Source organism: Thiospirillum jenense (assembly GCF_014145225.1).
Taxonomy (GTDB): Bacteria; Pseudomonadota; Gammaproteobacteria; order Chromatiales; family Chromatiaceae; genus Thiospirillum; species Thiospirillum jenense.
Window position 1 is genome coordinate 18,638 of record NZ_JABVCQ010000030.1, and the last position, 23,410, is coordinate 42,047.

21 protein-coding genes are annotated in these 23,410 nt (G+C 48.6%); 8 read left to right on the forward strand and 13 right to left on the reverse strand.

Annotation, left to right across the window (positions count from 1 at the left end):
- Positions 1-25: 25 nt before the first annotated feature.
- Positions 26-1,069 carry a PstS family phosphate ABC transporter substrate-binding protein gene (locus HUK38_RS11990; RefSeq protein WP_182584568.1) on the reverse strand — a complete coding sequence of 348 codons (1,044 nt, stop codon included), beginning with the start codon at positions 1,067-1,069 and terminating at the stop codon, positions 26-28.
- Positions 1,070-1,297: 228 nt separating this feature from the next.
- Here HUK38_RS11990 and HUK38_RS11995 point away from each other — a divergent pair, with 228 nt between their 5' ends.
- Both HUK38_RS11995 and HUK38_RS12000 read left to right on the forward strand, forming a co-directional pair.
- Positions 1,298-2,464: a glycosyltransferase gene (locus tag HUK38_RS11995; RefSeq protein WP_182584569.1), complete on the forward strand. Its 1,167-nt coding sequence runs from the start codon at positions 1,298-1,300 to the stop codon at positions 2,462-2,464.
- Between the two features lie 10 nt (positions 2,465-2,474).
- Positions 2,475-3,629, forward strand: coding sequence for a glycosyltransferase family 2 protein (locus tag HUK38_RS12000; protein ID WP_182584570.1), 1,155 nt, complete (start codon positions 2,475-2,477; stop codon positions 3,627-3,629).
- Positions 3,630-3,714: 85 nt separating this feature from the next.
- Here HUK38_RS12000 and HUK38_RS12005 read toward each other — a convergent pair whose 3' ends face one another.
- The 8 genes from HUK38_RS12005 to HUK38_RS12040 all read right to left on the reverse strand — a co-directional run bounded on the left by HUK38_RS12005 (position 3,715) and on the right by HUK38_RS12040 (position 14,338).
- On the reverse strand, positions 3,715-4,110 hold the full coding sequence (locus HUK38_RS12005; RefSeq protein ID WP_182584571.1) for an SUF system Fe-S cluster assembly protein: 396 nt from the start codon (positions 4,108-4,110) through the stop codon (positions 3,715-3,717).
- A gap of 71 nt (positions 4,111-4,181) precedes the next feature.
- Positions 4,182-5,552, reverse strand: coding sequence for a Fe-S cluster assembly protein SufD (gene sufD / locus HUK38_RS12010; protein ID WP_238787632.1), 1,371 nt, complete (start codon positions 5,550-5,552; stop codon positions 4,182-4,184).
- The gene (gene sufC / locus HUK38_RS12015) at positions 5,549-6,307 is read right to left on the reverse strand and encodes a Fe-S cluster assembly ATPase SufC (RefSeq protein WP_182584587.1); all 759 of its coding nucleotides are present in this window, start codon (positions 6,305-6,307) and stop codon (positions 5,549-5,551) included. Before sufC ends, sufD begins: the two co-directional genes overlap by 4 nt.
- Before the next feature lie 35 nt (positions 6,308-6,342).
- Positions 6,343-7,788 (reverse strand): Fe-S cluster assembly protein SufB, encoded by a 1,446-nt coding sequence (sufB, locus tag HUK38_RS12020; protein ID WP_182584572.1) that lies wholly within the window; start codon positions 7,786-7,788, stop codon positions 6,343-6,345.
- 247 nt (positions 7,789-8,035) lie between these two features.
- Positions 8,036-10,075: a DNA repair helicase YoaA gene (locus tag HUK38_RS12025; RefSeq protein WP_338065416.1), complete on the reverse strand. Its 2,040-nt coding sequence runs from the start codon at positions 10,073-10,075 to the stop codon at positions 8,036-8,038.
- Positions 10,076-10,090: 15 nt separating this feature from the next.
- Entirely contained in the window at positions 10,091-10,981 is an 891-nt protein-coding gene (locus HUK38_RS12030; RefSeq protein WP_182584573.1) for a tetratricopeptide repeat protein, read from the reverse strand.
- Positions 10,982-11,069: 88 nt separating this feature from the next.
- Entirely contained in the window at positions 11,070-13,478 is a 2,409-nt protein-coding gene (gene mrcB / locus HUK38_RS12035; RefSeq protein WP_182584574.1) for a penicillin-binding protein 1B, read from the reverse strand.
- Between the two features lie 149 nt (positions 13,479-13,627).
- Entirely contained in the window at positions 13,628-14,338 is a 711-nt protein-coding gene (locus HUK38_RS12040) for a glutaminyl-peptide cyclotransferase (RefSeq protein WP_182584575.1), read from the reverse strand.
- Positions 14,339-14,768: 430 nt separating this feature from the next.
- Here HUK38_RS12040 and HUK38_RS12045 point away from each other — a divergent pair, with 430 nt between their 5' ends.
- The 6 genes from HUK38_RS12045 to HUK38_RS12070 all read left to right on the forward strand — a co-directional run bounded on the left by HUK38_RS12045 (position 14,769) and on the right by HUK38_RS12070 (position 20,647).
- Positions 14,769-15,416: a nuclear transport factor 2 family protein gene (locus HUK38_RS12045; protein ID WP_182584576.1), complete on the forward strand. Its 648-nt coding sequence runs from the start codon at positions 14,769-14,771 to the stop codon at positions 15,414-15,416.
- 28 nt (positions 15,417-15,444) lie between these two features.
- The gene (locus HUK38_RS12050) at positions 15,445-17,154 is read left to right on the forward strand and encodes a hypothetical protein (RefSeq protein WP_238787633.1); all 1,710 of its coding nucleotides are present in this window, start codon (positions 15,445-15,447) and stop codon (positions 17,152-17,154) included.
- A 119-nt stretch (positions 17,155-17,273) separates the two neighbouring features.
- Positions 17,274-17,972: a sulfotransferase gene (locus HUK38_RS12055; protein WP_182584578.1), complete on the forward strand. Its 699-nt coding sequence runs from the start codon at positions 17,274-17,276 to the stop codon at positions 17,970-17,972.
- Between the two features lie 46 nt (positions 17,973-18,018).
- Positions 18,019-18,942 (forward strand): ABC transporter permease, encoded by a 924-nt coding sequence (locus HUK38_RS12060; protein ID WP_182584579.1) that lies wholly within the window; start codon positions 18,019-18,021, stop codon positions 18,940-18,942.
- Positions 18,943-19,056: 114 nt separating this feature from the next.
- A complete protein-coding gene (locus tag HUK38_RS12065) occupies positions 19,057-19,842 on the forward strand; it encodes an ABC transporter ATP-binding protein (protein ID WP_182584580.1) in 786 nt (261 codons plus the stop codon).
- A gap of 61 nt (positions 19,843-19,903) precedes the next feature.
- Positions 19,904-20,647, forward strand: coding sequence for a class I SAM-dependent methyltransferase (locus tag HUK38_RS12070; RefSeq protein ID WP_182584581.1), 744 nt, complete (start codon positions 19,904-19,906; stop codon positions 20,645-20,647).
- Between the two features lie 144 nt (positions 20,648-20,791).
- Here the strand turns inward: HUK38_RS12070 and HUK38_RS12075 are convergent, their stop codons facing one another.
- The 4 genes from HUK38_RS12075 to HUK38_RS12090 all read right to left on the reverse strand — a co-directional run bounded on the left by HUK38_RS12075 (position 20,792) and on the right by HUK38_RS12090 (position 23,361).
- The gene (locus HUK38_RS12075) at positions 20,792-21,391 is read right to left on the reverse strand and encodes a TerD family protein (RefSeq protein ID WP_182584582.1); all 600 of its coding nucleotides are present in this window, start codon (positions 21,389-21,391) and stop codon (positions 20,792-20,794) included.
- A gap of 30 nt (positions 21,392-21,421) precedes the next feature.
- On the reverse strand, positions 21,422-22,108 hold the full coding sequence (locus tag HUK38_RS12080; protein WP_182584583.1) for a TIGR00266 family protein: 687 nt from the start codon (positions 22,106-22,108) through the stop codon (positions 21,422-21,424).
- Between the two features lie 69 nt (positions 22,109-22,177).
- A complete protein-coding gene (locus HUK38_RS12085; protein WP_182584584.1) occupies positions 22,178-22,756 on the reverse strand; it encodes a TerD family protein in 579 nt (192 codons plus the stop codon).
- A 26-nt stretch (positions 22,757-22,782) separates the two neighbouring features.
- Positions 22,783-23,361, reverse strand: a complete 579-nt coding sequence (locus HUK38_RS12090; protein ID WP_182584585.1) for a TerD family protein — start codon at positions 23,359-23,361, stop codon at positions 22,783-22,785.
- Positions 23,362-23,410: the final 49 nt, after the last annotated feature.

Consider the following 23,410-nt stretch of genomic DNA (forward strand, 5'->3'; position numbering starts at 1 on the left):
ATCTTGGCCAGTTAATTTTTAATCGTTATTTAGGGCTGGACATGGGTTCAAGTGCTTGGGCGCTTTTTGCGACTTGAGACCGCAAGTTATCAGGTAATGAAATCAGCCCTTTATCAGCTAAATAACCATCTGCCCCCCAGGCCTTTTCACTAGTGAATTCTTTAACGTATTCTTCAATGCCGGGAATAGTGCCAACATGTGCTTTTTTGACGTAGAAATATAGTGAACGCGATACCGGATATTCACCACTAGAAATGCTGTCGAAGGTTGGAGACACGCCCTCTATTTTTGAACCTTGCACTTTATCACTATTCTGATCGAGGAAGCTAAAACCAAAAATGCCTAATGCATCGTGGTTTGCATTTAATTTTTGTACAATTAAATTATCATTTTCTCCAGCCTCGACATAAGCGCCATCTTCACGAACTGCTTGGCAAATTGCTTGAAATTTCTTCTCATCTTTTTTCTTAATGGCGGCAATCCAATCAAAGGTTTTACAACCGCCTTCCATTGCCAATTCAGCAAAGGCATCACGCGTTCCAGAAGTCGGGGGCGGCCCCAGCACTTCAATTGGTGCATTTGGCAAATCTGGATTGACATCTTTCCAAGTTTTATACGGATTAGCGATAAGTTTTGTCTCACCACTGGGGTCTGGCACATCTTTAGCGAGTGCTAAAAAGACGTCGCGTAATGTTAAATCTAATGCTGGGCCTTCTTTAGAGTTAGCAATTGCAATACCATCGTAACCAATAGTCACTTCGACAATTTCTTTAACACCCGCTGCCTGACATTTTTCAAATTCTGATTCCTTCATGCGCCGTGATGAATTAGTCACATCGGGATGTTCTACACCAACGCCACTGCAAAATAATTTCATACCACCACCAGAACCAGTTGATTCAATTTTAGGCGTCTTAAAACTTGATGAGCGCCCAAAGTTTTCAGCAACGGCGGTTGCAAAAGGAAAAACAGTGGATGAGCCGACAATATAAATCGAATCGCGGGCGCTTGCATACGTTGACATGGATAACGCGGCGATGACAGTCGTAGCAATGAGGGTTTTTTTCATTTATTGCTCCAATATGGTACAGTTTGAGTTAGGATTTACCCTCCCAAGTTTGCAACTAGAATATGTAACTAAAATGACAATTAGATGACGGTTTAGTTGCAATATGATCTTTTGGAAAATAACAATTTGACTATTTTGCCTCTGTCGAAAAAATATGCAAGTATCCAGCAACGTGCGGAATGATTTGCTAGACTATGCCAACTCAAAACAATATGGTTGAATTAACCCATGAATGTTTTAATGATTTCTGATGTGTATTTTCCCCGGGTTAATGGCGTTTCCACTTCAATTCAAACATTTGCGCGTGAATTCATTACCAGAGGACATGATGTTACTTTAATTGCACCTGATTATGGTCGTGAAACTATTGACCCATTTACCGTTATTCGTATGGCATCGCGCTATCTTCCATTAGATCCTGAAGATCGAATGTTGCGTTGGCGACAATTACGTCAGTACGATAAGCAATTAACTTCTAGCCAATTTGACCTTGTGCATATTCATACTCCATTTATTGCGCATTATTTGGGTATCGCTTTAGCACGGCGCTTTAATTTGCCAGTTGTGGAGAGTTATCATACTTTTTTTGAACAGTATTTGAATCATTATGTGCCGTTAATTCCCGCTGCCTGGTTGCGTTGGATAGCACGACGATTTTCTCGTACGCAATGCAACACAGTGAATGGCTTAATTGTCCCATCACAAGCAATGCTCGATGTACTGCGTGATTATCGAATTGAAACACATGCGGCGGTCATTCCAACTGGTATTGAATTAAACCAATTTGGTCACGGCAATGGTATTGCCTTTCGCCAGCGCTATGCTATTGATTTAGATCGCCCACTGTTAGTTCATGTAGGACGATTAGCATTTGAAAAAAACATTGATTTTTTGTTAAAAATGCTGTGCATGGTTAAAAAAGAAATTCCCAATGTATTATTAGCGATCGCTGGAGAAGGACCCGCATTATCTTCATTAAAAGACTTAGCGCACCGATTGGGGTTAAGCGAAAATACCTGCTTTGTTGGCTACTTATCGCGTGATGGTGCTTTAGAAGATTGCTATTGTGCAGGTGATGCATTTGTATTTGCATCGCGCACTGAAACGCAAGGACTTGTTTTATTAGAAGCAATGGCACTTGGCACACCGGTTATTTCAACAGCTGTCATGGGTACCCGCGAAATATTACACATTGGTCACGGGTGTCTAATTGCCGAAGAGCATGAAGCAGATTTCGCGGCGCAAACGGTAAAGTTATTAAAAGATTCAGCCCTGCGTACGGAACTCAGTCAACAAGCGCGACAATATGCGCAGCTTTGGTCGGCGCCAGTATTGGCACAGCGATTATTGACGTTTTACGATCAAGTCATTACAGCGTACCGAACATCTAATTGAGTTATTTAACATGTTACCAATTGCAGAGTTACTCTGGTTATTAATTCCTTGGAGCGCTGCTTTTATTTTTATTGGACGGTTACATACCTGTCCGCCATTGATTAAGGCGTCAATGATACTTGATAGTACAATTCAGCGAACGATTAAAAAAGTGTCGGTCATCATTCCGGCGCGGAATGAACAACAACGCCTGCCGCCGTTACTAGCTTCACTACAAATACAGGATTATAAATCTTATGAGGTGATTGTCGTAGACGATCATTCAACGGATGCAACGGCTGAATTAGCCCGCGCCGCTGGTGCAGTGACCGTGATGATTGAGGAATTACCGAATGATTGGCTTGGCAAACCCTATGCGTGTTGGCAAGGCGCACAGTACGCGACGGGTGATCTATTGATTTTTCTCGACGCGGATACTGCATTAGTGCCGAATGGACTGCGGCGTTTAGTGACGACTTATCAGCAATACGGTGGTTTAGTTTCTGTACAGCCCTATCACCAAATGGTCAATTTATATGAACGACTATCGTCGTTCTTTTTTATTATTATGATGGCGAGTGTACGTTCATTTACTCTGTTGGGTGAACGAATAAAACCCAATGGCAGTTTCGGCCCCTGTATTATTTGTGACCGTGAATTATATCTGCGCGTTGGTGGACATCAATTGGTGCGGCAGGAGATTGTGGATGACATCGCATTAGCGCGGCAGTTTAATCAACATGGCATTGCAACTCATAATTTCATTGGCGATGGCGTCATTGCATTTCGCATGTATCCGCATGGAATCAGTGATTTAGCAAATGGTTGGACAAAAAATTTAGCGCAAGGCGTATTGACGACAGATTTGATCATGTTTTTATTAACCACAGCATGGATTTCTGGCAGCATCACTACATTAGATGCAATACGCGGCTGGATGATAACGGGATGGTCACAGTGGGTGATTGCCGGGTTAATTGCGTACATCGCCTACGTTGGGCAATTATGGTGGTTATTACGGCGCTTGGGCAATTACGGCGTGACAACTGCGTTATTTTACCCCGCTTCGTTGGTATTTTTTATTAGCATTTTTATTCGATCATTATATCGCACATTTGTACGCCGACAAGTCTCTTGGAAGGGTCGCAATATTTCAATACCGCGCTCGTCAGCGAAACATTTTTAATCAAAATCCGCGCACTCGCCATATCCAATCGTGCGGAATGATAGCGTTTTGCGGGATTAAAAATGAATTAAAATTGCCCGTCATACTACAACAAGCCCAATTGCAATTGCGCCTCATCTGACATATTAGCTTGACTCCAAGGCGGATCCCAAACCAATTCAACCGCGACTTCTCCAACCCCCGCGACCTGTTGTACCGCATTCTTCACCATAACTGGCATCATACCTGCCACTGGACAGCCTGGTGCTGTTAAAGTCATTTCAATTGCAACATCACCGTTTTTAGCAATCAGGATTGAATAAATCAAACCCAGATCGTAGATATTGACTGGAATTTCTGGATCATACACCGAGCGCAGTGAAGTAATAATTAATTCACGCGTGGGTTTTGGTGCAACCTGTTCAATATCAACAGTTGCTTGCAATGTCTCTTCTGTGCTGTTTTCGGCACCATAATTTGTAAAGCGTGCAAGCCTGTTCATCCGTCAATTCTCCGCAAAATTGTATAATCGCTTAGTCAAATATCTACCAAACTGATAGCGAATTCAACTATTCAAAAAGTAGCAGTTTCTAACCGCCGTTCTATTTGATTGATAACCTGTTCATGCAATTGTTCTGGCGCCAATGTCGTCAGCACATCGGCAGCAAAACCAAGACTGAGCATTTGGCGCGCTTGCGACCTTGTCAATCCGCGTGATTGCAAATAAAACAGCATGTCCGGGTCTAATTGCCCAACGGTCGTACCATGACTGCATTTCACATCATCCGCATAAATTTCTAATTGCGGTTTGGTATCTATTTCGGCATTGCGTGATAATAATAAATTATTATTGGTCATATTAGCGTCAGTCTGTTGCGCATTCGCAGCAACTAAAATTCGCCCATCAAATACCGCTTTGCCTTGACCATACAGAATGCCTTTGAATTGCTCCTGACTCGAACAATTCGGCACTTGATGCGCAATATCTAAATGATAATCCATGATTTGTTGATCGCCAACAAGATACAACCCGCGTTGTTCACAATGCGCCTGTTCACCAATAAAACGGGTGATTAAATCAGTGCGTGACCAGGCGCCACCAATACCAATGTTAATTCCGCTGTAATCGCTGCCTATCGCCTGTTGTAAATGCAATCCAGTGATGTGGAAAGCATTTAAACTTTCTAATTGTAACCGTGCATGACGCAATACTGCACGCGGTGATAATGCAATTTCTAATACCGCGTTGGTGCAATAAACCCCCGCATTTTCAATACTGACAAACCGCTCAATTAACTGCGCTTGCGCACCTGTACCGAGCTGGATGCAATGATGCGGGTGCATCATTGGCGGGGTCACTGATTGATTTAAAGAACCAGTGGACACATGCAATAACTCAATTGGACGTTCCAGCGTCACTCCATCATCAATCAATATCACCAGTCCATCATCACAGCTGGCAATATTTAATGCAGTAAAGGGGTAATGCGCCGTATCAGCAATTTGCGTGAATACAGCAGCGAGCCGCGCCGGCGACTGGTTTAATACAGCATTTAATGAATCAATCTGCACACCACTTGGGAGATTTTCTAAATAGGACCATTGCGGTGCGTAACGTCCATTAATTAAAACAACTCGATAAGTCTCTAACGCAGGTTGTAGTGCTGTTTCAATTGCCGTGTGCGCTTCTTCATTAACAGTTAGCACATCATCACTGGGCGTACAAATAAAGTTTTGCGCTAGTAATGAACGCAGGCTCGTATAGCGCCACCCCTCGTTTTTTACAGTTGGCAAGCCGCGTTCTAATACCTGTTTCAAGGCCACAGAACGCGCTTGTTTTATATCAGTCATATGATTGCCGGCAAGCTGATTTGGCGCTGCTGATAGCCAAGTATTGGGCATAGCATGAATTGACGCATTGCTATTTGAAACGGACGTCATCATGCCGCCACCTCGGTCACTTGTTCAATCCACCCATAACCGCGTTCTTCTAATTCTAATGCGAGTTCTTTTCCGCCGGAACGAATAATCTGCCCGTGCGCTAAGACATGGACATAATCGGGTTGAATGTAATCTAATAGGCGTTGATAATGAGTGACGACCATCATTGACCGCTCGGGACTGCGACAGGCATTGACACCATCAGCAACAATACGCAATGCGTCAATATCTAATCCCGAATCAGTTTCATCGAGAATAGCAAGTTTTGGTTCTAATAACGCCATTTGAAAAATTTCGTTGCGTTTCTTTTCGCCGCCTGAAAAGCCAAAATTGACCGGCCGTTTTAATAAACTCTCGTCAAGATGCAATACGCGCAGCTTTTCTTTCATTAAGCGCATAAATGCGACTGCATCATATTCAGACTCACCTCGCGCCCGCCGAATGGCATTTAATGCCGCTTTCAAAAAATAGGTATTATTGACGCCAGGTAATTCAACGGGATATTGAAACGCGAGGAATAAACCGAGGTGGGCGCGCTGTTCGGGTTCGAGGGCTAATAAATTGACGCCATTTAATTCGGCACTGCCGGCCGTGACGGTGTAGCCATCGCGTCCTGATAAAACGTGGGCAAGGGTGCTTTTACCCGAACCATTTGGGCCCATAATGGCGTGAATTTCACCCGCACCAATCTCTAAATCAAGCCCGTGCAGGATTTCTTTATCGCCGACATTAGCGCGCAAACCTTTAATAGACAACATCTTTTCATTCACTCCTGACACAAAATAATTCCGCGTTAACCAACCGCCCCTTCCAGACTAATACTCAATAATTTTTGCGCTTCAACGGCAAATTCCATTGGCAGTTCATTAAAGACCTGTTTGCAAAAACCATTGACAATCATTGACACGGCATCTTCTTCTGATAGCCCGCGTGATTGACAATAAAACAATTGATCGGCACTAATTTTTGATGTAGTCGCTTCGTGTTCCATTCGAGCGGTGGGATTTTTCACTTCGATATAGGGAAAGGTGTGCGCGGCGCAGCGGTCGCCAATCAATAATGAATCACATTGGGTATGATTGCGCGCTTGTTCGGCTTTGGCGGCAATGCGCACTAATCCCCGATAGGATTGTTGACCGCGTTGGGCGGAGATTCCTTTTGACACAATTGTCGAGCGCGTATTCCGCCCCAAATGAATCATTTTTGTTCCCGTATCGGCTTGTTGACAGCCGCGAGTGACCGCTACTGAATAAAACTCACCAATCGCATCATCACCACGCAGAATACAACTGGGATATTTCCAGGTAATTGCCGAGCCGGTTTCAACTTGCGTCCAAGAAATCTTTGATCGAGCGCCGCGACATTCACCGCGTTTAGTGACGAAATTATAAATCCCGCCGCGGCCGTTTTCATCACCCGGATACCAATTCTGCACGGTGGAGTATTTAATGGTGGCATCATCCATTGCAATTAACTCAACCACTGCGGCATGGAGTTGATTTTCATCACGTTGCGGCGCGGTGCAACCTTCCAAATAAGACACATAGCTGCCTTCATCGGCAATAATTAAGGTGCGTTCAAATTGCCCAGTTTTGGCCGCGTTAATCCGAAAATAGGTGCTTAATTCCATTGGGCAACGGGTGTGTTTTGGAATATAAACGAAGGTGCCGTCTGTGAATACGGCGGCATTGAGTGCGGCATAAAAGTTATCACTTGGTGGAACAATGGTCCCCAAATAACGCATGACTAATTCGGTATGATCGCGGATGGCTTCGGAAATAGAACAGAAGATAACGCCGACTTCGGCCAATTTACTGCGAAAGGTGGTGGCAACGGATACGCTGTCAAATACGGCGTCCACCGCGACATTCGCTAATACTTTTTGTTCTTCCAGTGGAATACCGAGTTTATTATAGGTGTCTAATAACCGCGGATCCACTTCGTCTAAACTATTTAATTTGGGCGTTTGTTTCGGCGCGGAGAAATAAGAAATCGCTTGAAAATCAATTGGCGGGTGTTGAATGGCCGCCCAATTAGGCGCGGGCATCTCGCACCAATGCCGATAGGCCGCTAATCGCCACTCGGTCATTAACGCCGGTTCTTGTTTGCGGGTGGAAATGGTGCGAATGACTTGTTCATTCAACCCAGGCGGCAGCGTGTCGGATTCAATCTCGGTGACAAAGCCGTGTTCGTATTCGGCATTAACCAAATGTTCATAATTATCGGTGGTGGCGCTCATAGCACAAATGATAAATCCTATTGCGGTGATGTCGGGGTTGACCACATGATCGGCAATGCACGTTGGTCAGAATTAAATGGGCAGTTGTTTGGTTATCAAGATGACAATTGCCTGTTGCGATGTCGTATTATCGCCAATAAACGGCGGGTGTGACTGGTCATTTGTCAATGACAACGGATTTAAAGCAAGCGCAATGCCACGATTTGGATGATGGCGGCGGCCGCACTGGCAAATCATTCAGCGTTAGTCAATTATCCTCAGTTTTTTTAATTGTCCGCGCTCGCCGCCGTTTAATTGGTTTAACCGCTGGCGTTAATGTCTCCGGCGGCTGCATAAAAGCGCGCACGGCGGCGAGTTCTTGAGTGCGCGTCATGGGCGGCAAACTATTAAAAAAGGCGGTTCCGTATCGCCGAGTTAATAAACGCGGATCGCACACGACAAATAAACCGCGATCCGTGTCATCTCGAATTAACCGCCCTGCCCCTTGTTTTAGCGCAATCACCGCGTGCGGCAATTGATATTCTAAAAACGGATTCAAACCCTGACGTTGCAACGCGGCAATTTTCGCCCGCAAAATCGGATCATCCGGCATTGCAAATGGCAGTTTATCAATAATAACGCACGATAACGCCTCGCCGCGCACGTCCACGCCTTCCCAAAAACTGGTGCTGCCGAGTAATACCGCGTTGCCCAAAGAACGAAAGCGATCTAATAATGCCGCTCGCGGGGCGCTGCCTTGAATTAATAATGGATAACCGAATGACGGGGTATCAAATTGTGCGGCGACTTCGCGTAATGCACGGTGACTGGTGAATAATAAAAACGTGCGCCCCTGGGCAATGGTGATTAATTCACGCGCAATGACGGCGACGCGCTGAGTGTATTGCGCGGTGGACGGATCGGGCATGTCGGGTGGTAAAAACCACAGCGCCTGACGCGGGTAATCAAACGGGCTATCCCAACTGGCGGTGCGCACCTCCGCCCCCCAGCCCATTTGACGGGCAAAATGATCGAAACTGCCACCGACGGTCATGGTCGCCGAGGTCAAAATCCACGTCGCCGGCGCCTGCTCGCGCAATGCTGCAAAGATTGGTGCAACATCCAGCGGCGTCAAGTGCAACCGCATCCCCCAATTTTGCACGTCCACCCAGCGCACCCAGTCGGCATCGGCTTCACTCGGCGGTGCGGCGAGGCGCGCCAGCCGTTTGAGTAAATCCGCGCACCGCTCCCGCCCGCGATCCCACTCTTTGTTTTGACCCGCCACCGCTGTCAGCGAATCGGCCACCGCCGTCAATGCCTCACCCAACTGCGCCAGCACGCGGAGAATCGGCTCGGGATCATCCAAATCTTGCCACGCCACCCGCCCGGTCACATTCGCAAAGGCTTGGTGCAACGTGTGCGCGGCGGTGGTCAAGGCGGTCACGGCGGCAGATAACCCCGGCGCGCTGCCAATCAAATCGTGTTCACTGTCGGCGGCGGTGACTAAATCGTCTGTTAAATCAAGGACTTGTTTTGTACTCAGCGCCAGCCCAAAAAACTGCATGGCGATTTCCGGTAACTGGTGCGCCTCGTCAATGATCCAACATTGCGGCTCAGGAATCACCGCCCCGACCTGGTTGAGTTGCAAAGCAAAGTTGGCGCAGAGCAGGTGGTGATTGACGATCACAATATCCGCCTCCTGCGCCTGCCGCCGCGCTGCTTGCGGATGACAGCGGTTGAGACGCGGGCAATCCTGCGCCAAACAATTATCGAGCGTCGAAGTCACCAGCGGCCACACGGACGCATTTTCGGCAATTTGACACTCGGCAATGTCGCCGCTCGTCGTGACCTGCGCCCAGTCGCGCACGCGGCTCAAATCCGCCCGCAGGTCACGATTCAACCGCGCCGCCCGCCCGAGCGCCCGCTCCAGCCGATATTGGCACAGATAATTGCTCCGCCCTTTGAGTAACGCCACCCGTGCGGCACTGTTCAGCGCCGCCAGCACCAACGGTAAATCGTGGCGAAACAATTGATCCTGCAACGCCCGCGTCCCGGTGGACAGCACCACTTTACGTTTTGACAGCACGGCGGGGACGAGATACGCCAACGTTTTACCCGTCCCCGTCCCCGCCTCGCAAATCAAACTGGTTTCAGCGGTGATGATTTGGGCAATGGTCTGCGCCATCGAGAGTTGCTGCGGGCGCTCGCGGAAGCCGCGCAACTGCTGCGCCAGTGCGCCATCCGAAGCAAACAGCGCCGCCAGTTGACTTGGCCACGGCGGCGGGGTGGGTACAGTGGCCGCCGTCACAACAACGGAACTCGACTAACCACCGTTGGCTTTCCGCTCGGCGTCGGTCGCACCCTGCGCATCACCACTTTGCCGGCGGGCAGTGGCAATCATCAACCAATTGTTGCGCTTGAGGTCGGCTTGATGACCCGCAAAGGAATTCGACCGTACCGCCAGCGTATTGGCTTGCGCGGTCATGCCCTGTTCCAACCGCACCCGCGCCAGCCGATTCCACAAGTACGCCTCCTGTGGCTGCAAACGCAATGCCCGTTCCAACGTCGCCGCCGCACCGGCATGGTCGCCATTCAACCGCTGCCGCTCGGCTTGTTGCGATAACGCATTGATTGCGGGCGGTAATTTCGGCGCGGCCAAATGCGGCACCGTGACGGGTTGCGGCAGTGACGAGTGTGGCGCCTCCGCTGGTGTGGACACCGGCGGCGGGAGCGTGAGTGGTGCCGGACGGGCAACGGGTGGCGGTGCTGGCACGACGGGTGGTGTAACCGTTTGATTAATCGGTGGATTAGCCGTGATTTGATTCGTCTGTGGCGGCGCGGCGGTCGCGGCAGGCGACGGTGGCGGCGTGGTTGACGGTGATTCAGCGGCCGGCAGTGGCACGGGTGATGCCACCACTGGCGGTGGCGATGCTGGCGCTGTCACCGGTGGCGGGGCGACTTCGCGGATAGTCTCATTGTCATCCGCCGGCGGGGCGTAAGCAAACACCTGCGTTGGGCGGATTTCTTCACGCGGGGCCGGGGCGGGCGGTCGGGTGGGAATCGGCACCGGTACGCGCTGTACTCGGCGGGAACTGGGATCAGTGCGCGCCCCGTCAATGATGGGGGCGGGTGGACTGGCACGTTGCGGAATGGCGCAGGCTTGTAGCGCGAATGAGAATAATAAAACGATTGATAACGCGACGAGTTTGTTCATTGGAATTGCGGAATGACACAGTTAAGGTGACACATCGTTAATGATTAATCACGACGCGAGTGAATGATTATTAGCCATGATCAATGAATCAACGATCATAAAAATCACGCATAAACGCATTTTCTTCAGGTGGTGCGGCACGACGCGGTGGTGGCGGAGTAATTGGTGCCGGTGGTGGGGGCGTCACGACCTCATCATCTGCCGCCGCGTCACGAGGCGCGTTATCCCGCGCCGCCGCGTCAGCACCATCCCGTTCCCGACTCGCGGGGCGCGGTTTGCTGGCACTGCCGCAATTCACGCCGACCCCGGCATGAGCGCTGACAAACGGAACGGGTTGATCGTAGCCACACACGCTCGCTAATTCCACGCCGTCGGGCATCACCTCACCGAGCGGCTGATGATCCAACTCCGCCATCAATTCACCCCACAGCCGCAGCGCACCAGTTGAGCCAGTCAAGCGCGTCGGCTGGTTATTATCGTACCCAACCCAGATCACTGCCACCTTATCGCCACTAAAGCCGGCAAACCAACTGTCACGCAATTCATTGGTCGTGCCAGTTTTACCGGCGACGGTCAAGCCAGACGGCAGGCGCTGTTGCAACCAGGTCGCCGTGCCTTCCGCCACCACGCGGCGCAGCGCCCACTGCGTCAGATACGCCGCCGCTGGGCTGACCACCGACTCAATCGCCAGCGGGTAACGGTTTAACGGCTGCCCGGCGGCGTCCTGCACATCCCGAATCGCCCGCAGCGGCGCCCGAAATCCGCCCGCCGCAATGGTTTGATACACCTGCGCCAATTCAATCGGCGTCAACGATACCGAACCAAGTAGCATCGCCGGCACCGGGCGGATTTCGCGCAACGCCCCGAGTTGATTCAACGTTTGCGCGATTTGATCGATGCCCAATTCCAGCCCAAGATTGACGGTGGCCAAATTGTACGATTTCGCCAACGCCCGATACAGCGGCACCGCGCCGTGACTACGATGATCGTAATTTTGCGGCTGCCACAATTCACCGCCGATGCGCAATTTGACGGGTTGATCGTCCAATTTCGTCACCAATGAATAGCGCTCTGGCTGTGCCAATGCCGTCAAATAAATCACCGGTTTAATTAACGAACCAATTGAACGCACCGCATCCAATGCGCGATTAAATCCCTGATAACCGGGCTTACGCGCCCCGACTAATGCTAATACTTCACCCTGCGCCACCGAGGTCATCACCATTGCCGTTTCTAATTCACCCAGCGGCAATTGCTGGCGCTGTTCAATCGCAGTTAATTCACGTTTCATTACCTGCTCGGCGTGACTTTGAATTAACGGGTCTAATGTCGTGAAAATCCGCAACCCTTCCGAGCGTAAATCCTCTTCTCGATAATCGCGCTGTAATTGCCGCCGCACCAATTGAATAAACGCCGGATAATCACCCACCGGCCGCCCGCCGCCGTCGTGAACGCCTAATGCAGTCGCCTTCGCTATTTCACCCTCCGCCGGTGAAATAATTTGATAATACACCATTAAATCTAATACCAAATTGCGGCGGGCTAATGCCTTTTCTGGATGACGGCGCGGATTAAACTCAGATGGCCCTTTAATCATTGCCACCAATAATGCAATGTCGGCACTGCGCAATTCCGCCAGCGGGCGGTCAAAATAAAATTGACTGGCTAATCCAAAGCCGTGAATGGCGCGATTACCATCTTGCCCCATGTAAATCTCATTGGTATAAGCGGTCAGAATCTCATCTTTACTATACCGCCGTTCCAATAACAGCGCCATGTAGGCTTCATTAAATTTGCGTTCCAACGTGCGCTGTTGGGTTAAATAAAAGTTCTTCACCAACTGCTGCGTCAAGGTACTGGCACCTTCAACCGTGCGCCCGGCTAATACATTCTTATACGCCGCCCGCGCAATGCCTTTTGGGTCTAATCCAACGTGTTGATAAAAATTGCGATCTTCGACGGCCAGCAACGTTTTAATTAATAAATCAGGCAACTGCCGCCGCGTCAATAACACCCGATCTTCATTATGCGTGGGATAAATATTGGCAATTAACGCCGGTTCTAAACGCACCAGCGCCACCTCTTGATTGGTCGTGGCATCCCGCAATTCTGTAATGACATTATTCGCAAATCGCACGGTTAATAATAACGGCGGTTCAGTGCCATCCCAGAATTGAAACCCGTGCGTGTGAAACGTGATTTGCTCGCCTTGTTGTTGATAAGTGCCAGGGTGCGGCGTTGTTGGCGTAGTACGGTATTTAATGCGTTGCAATTCACCAATGAACGTCGCCGGTGTTAATACCCGCCCGACGTATAATTCTAATGGTCGCGCATAAACCCGCGCCGGTAGCGCCCAACGTTTGCCTTCAAACTTATTCCGCACAATCCGATCAAGATGCACGCCATATAATAATCCAACGATCATTACTGCAACCGTTGTAACAATCATGGTGCGCAGAACAAAACCGAGGCGTGGGGGATGAAAATGAAAGTGCATGTGGCGAATAAATCCTGACGAAAAAGCAATTGAAAAGTTAATTGATCTAATCAAATACTACTGGGCGATTAACAAAACAGATTTAATGATGAGGGCGTGAAGTTGATTGTACCCGCGCTTGGAGACAATCAATATTAATTCGGTGTCAGTCAATTATGAATCAACTCCAAGACAAATAACAGCGGCCAATATTTACCGGTCACAAATAACCGCTGCGTGGCCGGATCATAGGCAATTCCATTCATCACATCCGCGGTTGGCGGGCGCCGTTCTTTTGGATAGAGCGTGGTTAAATCCAACCAACCGCGCACCGTACCCTTTAATGGATCAATTCGGACAATCGCATCACGTCCATACACATTTGCCCAGACCTCGCCGTTAATATATTCTAGTTCATTTAACTGAGTGAGTGGCATTTTGCCATCGCGTATTTCAATTTGCCCAGTGTTTTGATAGGTAACGGGATCAATCCAACGCAACTGCGCCGTGCCGTCACTCATTATTAAATATTGCCCGTCGCTGGTTAATCCCCAACCTTCACCTTGATAATTGAATTGCGTGATCTGCTTCAGGGTGGTACGATCATACACTAATGCGATGCCAGCGCGCCAAGTTAATTGGATTAAGCAATTACCCCACTGGGCAAGTCCTTCGGCAAATACATTGGCCGGTAACCGCACTGACTGCAATACTTGACCACTGGTTAATTCGACACGCCGTAATGATGAATAACCGTACCGTCCGGTACTTTCCCATAATTGACCATCCGCGAATATTAATCCCTGGGTAAAGGCGTGTACATCGTGCGGATAAGTTGCTAATACGCGATAGTCCATTGCGTCACTCGTGGTGACAATCATTGATAATAATACAAAAACAATACAATGGGTCAGAACCTGCGATCTTGAATGGTGGCGCGTTGCGGTATGGGTGGGCATGGCTGTTGCCTGAATGAATAATCGTCGCTATTTTACAACAGCTAACGGGGTGGCGGGCGAATTTGCGTTAGGTTAGCAGGGATATTTAGTTACATTACTCTAACCTAAGTAATCAATTTATATCACTTTTTCTTAAAACAAATTGACACAGATTATTGACGTCGTCGTGACTGCGGTCACGTTGCGAAAAAAACGATTTTTTTTGCGAAAAAGTTGACAGTTGCATGGAGTACGGGTACATTTTTACTAACATTTTAAACCTCACCATTTTTGAGTTGCGAAATTGTCGCCCGTGTTGATTAACTTCCCAATCATCCAATGGTCACGCCGCGTTATCACCGCGTGTGAGTTGATGCGTGACCACCAGCGCGCCGTTATGGTCTGCCTGTTGTTTTTTCCGCTATTTTCCTCATCTGCCGTCGGGCAAAAAGTGGATAATGTGGTTGATTCGGCGCAATCACCGGCGGTGTTGCACGAACCACACACATCAGTCACTGACAAGCCTACTCGGCAATTTACTCCCGAGGAGCTGTCCGAGCCACGTTTCGGCCCTTTCGGGTTAAGCACGAAAGAGGCGGATAAGCTACGCCCACCGCGTCCAACGCCTAACCTACCGACTGACGCCACCTCGGTACAGTTGGTCAAGCGCCTGCAAGCTCGTTGGGCGGCGCTCATTGCCAGTGATTTTGATCGGGCATACACATTTGAGACGCCAGAGTTTCGTGCCAAGACTGATGCCAAAACGTTTCATGCCCAGTTTGGTCCCTTTGTCACTTGGCATGGCATTGAACCAATTGCCGTGCAGTATCCAACACCCGACACTGCAATGCTGAGTTTTTTGCTTGATTACAGTTTCCCCGTTGACGGAACAGATCATTTGACGCGCACTGAACGATTTGCTCAAGAACGGTGGATTCGACGGGATGGGGAGTGGTGGCACCAATCCCAATCAGTTACCATACCCGGCATGGCTCCTGAGAATTCGAGCCAGAAGCCATAGCTTTTTTTAATCCGTAATGAATGGAGACATGACGATGACACAGATGAAGAAGGCGCGCTTGAGTACAGCGATTGCCTCCGCGCTGGGGGCGGTGGCGGTGATTTCGGTGCCGATGGCAGCGATGGCGCAAACCCCGGGCGATCCGATTGGCTTTGCCCCGACCGGTACCGGTCAGGTGCTGATCGTCCCGTATTACACCACCAATGGTGGCTGGACTACCGCAATCAATTTTACCAACGTCACGAACAATGCGTTGCTGGTGAAGGTGCGTTTCCACGAAGCCCAGAATAGCCGTGACATTCTTGACTTTAACGTGATGATGTCGCCGCATGACGTGTGGAATGGCTACCTGACGCCCGGCTTGAACGAAGGCGATGCGCCGGTGTTCCGTACCGACGATACGACTTGCACCACGCCTGCCCTGCCTGCTGAAGGCGTTCCTTTGAGTGCAATGGCATTTTCCGGCGGCAACGCAGACGGTGGGCCAACGGACAATTCACGTCTTGCTGAAGGTTACATTGAGCTGATGGTCATCGGTGAATGTCGCTCAGACGGCGCCTGTATGACTGACTTTAGCACTGTGGTACCTGATGACGATGGCATTGGTTATTTGACCAAGCATGTCGCTGGTATGCCACGCGATTGCGCCCGCGCACGGGCAATGTCAGTCGCTGATGGCAACGCCGGGTTCCCAGCATTAGGTGCCAGCTTCACTGGTAACCAAAAGCATGGCGCACCCGCTTATCGTAATTCATTAGGTCTTTACAGCGGCCGCGGTTACGGTTCGGTCATGTCTTACGCACCGTTGAAGGGCAACATTTCATTTGTTAACAGCGTCAATGGTCAGGGTGGCGGTGTGCAAGCACTGCATCTGGATGCCGTCGCCTGTAACAGTCAAGCCGCGCCGCAGGGGCGGGTATGTGGTAATCAGTCCGCTAACTTAGTGACGGCGCAATCACCAGACTACTTCCTCGAGCCGACCATTGCGACCATGCCGAATGGGTTGTGGGATGCGCGTTCGTTGAATCTGCTGGAAAGCCGTTTCACTTGGGCGAGTGTGGTCAACGAATGGGCGGATAACGCCGATAACGCTGCCTACACTGACTGGATTGTCAACTTCCCAACGAAGGGTTTCCACGTTGACCAGTTCTGCCATATTGTGCAGGCGAACAACAATGCGTGGCGGAATGATGGCGCGAATGTGTTGGCATGTGCGCAGGACAATTCCTCCACAGCGCGTGACGAACGTGCCAACTACACTGCCGTGTTGGCGGATGGCACTCGCGCCACACCCTCCAGTATGCGGTTAGCGCCATTCAATAATTTGTGGGCCGTGGGCAGTGATGGTATTGCCAAGTCAGCCATTCGTTACTCTTCCGCGATCTTTGATCGTGAAGAAGGTGGTGCGATTGCCGACAGCCCGATCTTCTCACCAGGTGGCTCGGCACAGGCAGAATTGAAGTTTGAAACCAACGTCATTCGCTTCGCCACCAATGAAGAAGATGCGCCGTTGCAATCCATCATGTCAGCGCGGTTTGATGCGCAAGATGCGTTGGGTAACGCTGATGCGTTGTATGGTTGGATGGATCTGCAATTCAGTGGGGTGTCAGGTACACCAGGCGCCAACCCATTCGTGGGATTGCCAGTGTATGGCTTCGTGATGAAGAACCGTGCTAAGGAAGGCCGTACGCTGAACTATGCGCAAATGTTGGATCACGGGTATAACTGGTCACGTTAATTGTTGTGATGATAACGCTATCTGGTTAATCACTTAGGGCAGCGTTATTATTGATGTTGAAACCGGCTCTCACGAGCCGGTTTTTTTATGCGTGTTAATCACTGATGAGGCATTAAACCGTGTTTCATTTCCTCGGTATCGGGGCGCAAAAATCCGCCACCACTTGGCTCTTTGAGCAATTAAACACCCATCCAGAGATTCACTTTCCCAATGGCAAAGAACAGCACTTTTGGAATCATCAACCCGACGATGCCGCCATTGCGCGCTATTTGAATCAATTCACTCACCCAACCCAACGCGAAGGCGAAATCACGCCCGCCTATGCGTTTTTACCGCCCGCAATCATTACGCAGATTTATCAAATCGCGCCGCACCTACGGCTGTTTTATTTAATTAGAAATCCAATAGATCGGGCCTGGTCAGCCGCGTTAATGGCATTAAATCGGGCTGAAATGACCATCACCGAAGCCAGCGATCAATGGTTTATAGACCACTTTCATTCACAGGGATCATTGCTGCGCGGCGATTATGAATTAGCACTGCGCCATTGGCAGAGTATTTTTCCACCCGAGCAGTTATTATTATTACGTTATGAATGCGTCGTGCAAGAACCGCGGGCGCTGTTAATTCGTTTAGCGCATCACTTAGCAATAGATGCCGAGCATTTTATAACCCTGCCAGCCGCGCAATTACACCGCAAATCTTTTAGCGGCAACGGCGCACCATTACGCCCGACCTTGCGCCGGGTATTAGAAACGCTGTATCGCCCGCGCATCACTGCCCTCGATGACTATCTTGGCTATCCAACGGGCTGGTGAATGCGCTGCTGCCGATTTCGATTAAATCCACACCTTGGATTGCGCATTGCGGCACTATTCGCGTTATGATACGCGCATCATTTTTCCCGCCGGCCATCTGCCGTTATTCGCTATCGTGTTGACATCTCTCAAAAATCAAACTGGATTTTGGCTCATCGCACAACTCAAAACTGGGCTGACCATTCATAACCTGCGCAAAGCATTAGCCGATTTAATTGATGGTTTCCTGCGTATTGAATTATGGTCAACAATGGGGATGCAAGAAATCCATGATCGTTATCGGCGCTCAATGCTCGGGCCATTTTGGCTCACCATTTCACTCGGCGTCATGGTATTAGCCCTCGGTTTATTATATGCCGGCATTTTACGTCAAGAGGTTGGTGATTATTTACCCTATGTCGCAGCGGGCTTTACTGTTTGGGGGTTAATTTCGGGTTTAATACTCGACGGCACCCGCAGTTTCATTGCTTCAGAATCATTAATTCGCCAATTGCCGGGGCCATTATCATTACATGTCTATCGCGTCTTGTGGACAAATCTAATCATTTTCGCCCACAATATCTGGGTCTATATTATCACGGCTTTAATTTTCAGCATTAACCCGGGCTGGAATGTCTTTTATATTATTCCGGGACTGTTGGCAGTTCTCATTAATGGTTTATGGATCGGTGTTTTATTCGGGTTAATTGGTGCGCGGTTTCGTGATGTGCCACAAATCATTGCCTCTGTTGTGCAACTCGCATTCTTTTTAACCCCGATTATTTGGCGGCCGGAGATGCTGACGGGGCGCGAATTCATTATGACCGGTAATCCATTTTATCACCTCGTTGAAATCGTACGCTCCCCATTATTAGGGCAAGCACCAACACCTGAACAATGGTTATCCGTGCTGTCCATTACCATTGTTGGCTGGTTCATTACATTAGTGTTTTATACCGTCTATCGTTGGCGGATTGCGTATTGGGTTTAATTCACCCATTGCATGGCGCCGTGTTTTAACCAATGACTAGACATTTGATTAAAACACACCCGCCGCTCTCTATTCACTCCTGCTCCGCGACACTTCTCATTTAAATAACCGCTTATGGCGCATATTCATTTAACCAACGTCCACGTCAGCTTTCCTCTCTATGAACTCACTGGCCGTTCATTAAAAAAACGTTTAATGGCAAGCAGCACCGGTGGGCGGATTGGTGCCGAACCAACCGCCAAACGCACCACCATTGTTCAAGCATTAGAAGACGTCACCTTTAATTTTGAACATGGCGACCGTGTGGCGTTAATTGGCCATAATGGCGCCGGTAAAACGACCTTATTGCGCGTTCTGGCTGGCATCTATGAACCCGCATTAGGTCAGGTGAATATAGCCGGTCAAGTCGCGCCATTATTCGATATTGGCTTGGGAATGGAAATGGAAGCCACTGGTTATGACAACATCTTATTACGCGGTTTATATTTGGGTTTGACCAAACGGGAAATAAAACGTCAAGCGCATGACATTGCCGAATTCACCGAGTTAGGTGACTTTCTTAATTTACCGCTGCGCACCTATTCATTAGGAATGCGAATGCGTTTGGGATTTGCCGTGTCAACCGCTATTCAACCGGACATTTTATTACTGGATGAAGGATTAAGCGCTGGTGATGCCGCTTTTATGGCCAAAGCCAATGCGCGCTTAAAAGAGTTTTGGAATAAAGCGGCTATTATTGTATTAGCGTCTCATTCAGAACGTTTAATTCGTGATATGTGCGAAAAGGCAGTATTAATTGAACACGGGCGCGTGGTTGCGAGTGATACGGTGGATAAGGTATTGGCACATTATCGGCATATTAGACCAGTGCAATCCCATGAAGACACCCCGGTTGGTTAAATAAAACTTAAGCATTAGTCAATGCAATAGATGTGATTAGCACAATAAAGGAAATGACAACATGCCCGACCTGGCGTGGAATAAAACCTATTGGGATGGTGGCTATGATTGGCAGGGACGCGGTGAAGAATGGAGTGAAGCGTGGGGCAGCAGCGAAGCACAATGGTTCGGGTCATTATATCCGCGTCTGCATCGCTTTTTGCCCGCTGAACATGTGTTGGAAATCGCGCCCGGTTATGGACGCTGGACGCGGCATTTATTGCGACATATTCACGGCGGCTATCACGGGATTGACATGGCCAATGAAGTGATTGGGCATTGTCAGCGCACGTTCATTCAGCAACCACCGCACATTCAATTTGATGTGAATGATGGATTGAGTTTAGCGGCAGCGCCAGATCATCATTTCGATTTGGTGTTTTCATTCGATTCGCTCGTCCATGCTGATTTGGATGTCCACGAAATTTACATTCCACAAATCCTGGCGAAATTAAAAACAACCGGGGTAGCGTTTATTCACCATTCTAATTGGGCGGATGCGAATGAAACCCAACCTAATACGCATTGTCGTGCTGAAAATGTCAGCGGTCAATTGTATGCTGAATTAATTCGCCGCGCCGGCGGTCATGTTTTAATACAGGAATGTATCAATTGGGGAACGGAGACACTAATTGATGCGCTCACGCTGTTTTGCCGTGCAGATCGCCCGCATTTATCGTCCACGATAGAAATTGCCAATCCGCATTTTATGCTGGAAGCAACGCTGATTAAAAACGTGTATCACCGTTATTGTCAGGTCAATTAAACAACTGCATTGGCTCAGTGTTTAAAAACAAGTTGCACCTGTGATGTTTAGCAATAACAAACTGCTATTTGTCACTCATCTAAACTGGTGCAACTTTAATTGACAGCAGATGTTGTTTTGTTTATTTACTATCATCAACAAGCGTTATAGATAACCTGCGATTTGCGGCATCAATTGGTCGAACGTTCTACCCTGGCCCGTGTCACCAATGGCGTGCATTTTCCATTCGCCACCATGCCGATACACTTTCGCCATAATCATTGCAGAATGCCCGCCTTGACAACTCAAATCATAGCGCGCCACTTCCTGATTATTCGCCGCATTAATAATACGACAATAGGCATTTGCCACTTGGGAAAAATCTTGCCCCGTATAATTATTCACGGTGAACATGAGCGTTTTAATGTGCGCTGGAATCGCCGACAATTGAACATGAATCTGTTCATCATCCCCTTCGCCCTCACCGGTGCGATTATCGCCGCTATGTTGAATGCTGCCGTCTTGACTGCGCAATTGCCGAAACCAGACGGTATCTGCTAATTGCCCCTGTTCATTAAATAATAAACAGGACGCATCTAAATCAACGCTATTATCACCACCGCCGCTGAATAAACCACCAAACATTCCACCGGATTGACTGCGTTGACCGGCATCCCAACCTAAACCCATAATGATATGGTTGAGACTTGTTCCGGCCTCTTTTTCTAATGAAATCTTTTGACCTTTTTGCAGACTAATTGCCATTTTTTATTACCTCAAGACTCTGTTTTAGAATTAAACGCTCGGTTGTGGACGGAAAACAGATCGATTGCGTGAGCAGACTACGACTTTGCCGCGCCCGCGAAATCGAATAATAAGCCCCTCGCCCGACGTGACAGAATTGACTAATGTGCCAAAAAAACCGCCGCTCCCGCTATTCGGCATTCCGACTTCATAATGCAAATCAGATGACCAGGCGACAACATGATGATTATCAATAACTGTTTCACGTTCTGGGCTGATGTCTAATGTAAAGATTGCGCCAAAACCAGAGACAGCTAATTGTCCGTTACCCCGTGCTTTCATAATGATAAATCCACCCGTGCCGCCGAATAAACCGCCGCCCAGTGTATTTAATTGTGGACGCACTTCAACGCCAATATCAGCGGCAAGAAAACTGCCATCGGATAATACATAAGCGGATGTGGGTGTCACTTGCAGTAATTCAATTGAACCCGGCAGAGTTGGCGCTAATAGACAATCGCCATCATCGATTGCTTCAATTTCTTGTTGAAAGAGCGATTCATCACTCGCTAAACGGCGTAATAAAGCACGGCCAATTCCACCGCGTAATTGCCCTTTGACGCGCAATACGGCTTCTAACATGACCATTGCGCCGGATTCACAAAAAACTTTTTCGCCTTTGCGCAGGTGAATATGTAGAAATGGATCAATTTCGCCAGTGACAGTGAAGATGGGCATAACAATGCAAGATCATGGTGAATCGCCAGTGAATGACAGACCACTGGCGATTATGATTAACAAATGAAATTAACCGATATTAACACCATGATCCTTAGCTAATGCGGTTAATCCACCGGTGAAGCCTTGTCCAACGGCTTTGAATTTCCATTCAGTACCGCTGCGATAGATTTCACCAAACACCATTGCGGTTTCAATTGAATAGTCTTCTGATAAATCAAACCGTGCTAATTCAGTTTGGCTATCTTGATTAAGAATGCGCATGAACGCATTGCGAACCATGCCGAAATTTTGCCGCCGGCTTTCAGCTTCGTGAATAGTAACAGCAAATACAATGCGTTGGATTTGCGCATCTACACCGGGCAAGTTAATTATGACAGTTTCATCATCACCCGCACCCGTGCCGGTTAAATTATCACCCGAATAAACCACCGCACCATCAGGTGACGTGCGTTGATTATAAAAAATAAAGTGCGCATCAGATAATACTTTCTCATTCGCGCCAACCAAAAAAACGCTCACATCCAAATCGAATGGTGAGCCGTCAGTGGTGCGGGCATCCCAACCCAATCCAATTATTGCATTAATTAAGCCGGGATCAGTTTTAGTTAAACTGACATTGCCGCCTTTTTGTAAACTAATTGCCATATTTATTTGCTCCAGTGCGCTTTAGTTTAACCAATATTGACACCATGATCTTTGGCTAATGCGCCTAAACCGCCGGCAAATCCTTGACCAACGGCTTTGAATTTCCATTCGGCACCATGGCGATAAAGCTCACCAAAAATCATGGCAGTTTCAGTGGAGTAATCTTCGGATAAATCAAACCGGGCCAATTCGGTATCGCTATCTTTATTCACCACCCGCATAAACGCATTGCGCACCATGCCAAAATTTTGTTTTCGGCTTTCGGCTTCGTGAATAGTGACGGCAACCACAATGCGCTGAATTTGGGCATCCACGCCGGGTAAATTGACGCTAATAGATTCATCATCGCCTTCACCCGCGCCAGTTAAATTATCGCCCGAATGCACAATGGCGCCATCTGGTGAAGTCTTTTGATTATAAAACACGAAATGCGCATCGGATAATACCTTGCCCGATTCACCAACTAAAAAGATGCTGGAATCTAAATCGAAATCCGCACCATCAGTGGAACGCGCATCCCAGCCTAATCCAATTAACGCATTCACTAATCCTGGGTCAGTTTTGGTTAAACTGACATTAGCGCCCTTTTGCAAACTAATCGCCATGTGTGCTTCTCCTACAGCTTGAGTTTAAGTGAAACGGATAAAGGTTTAT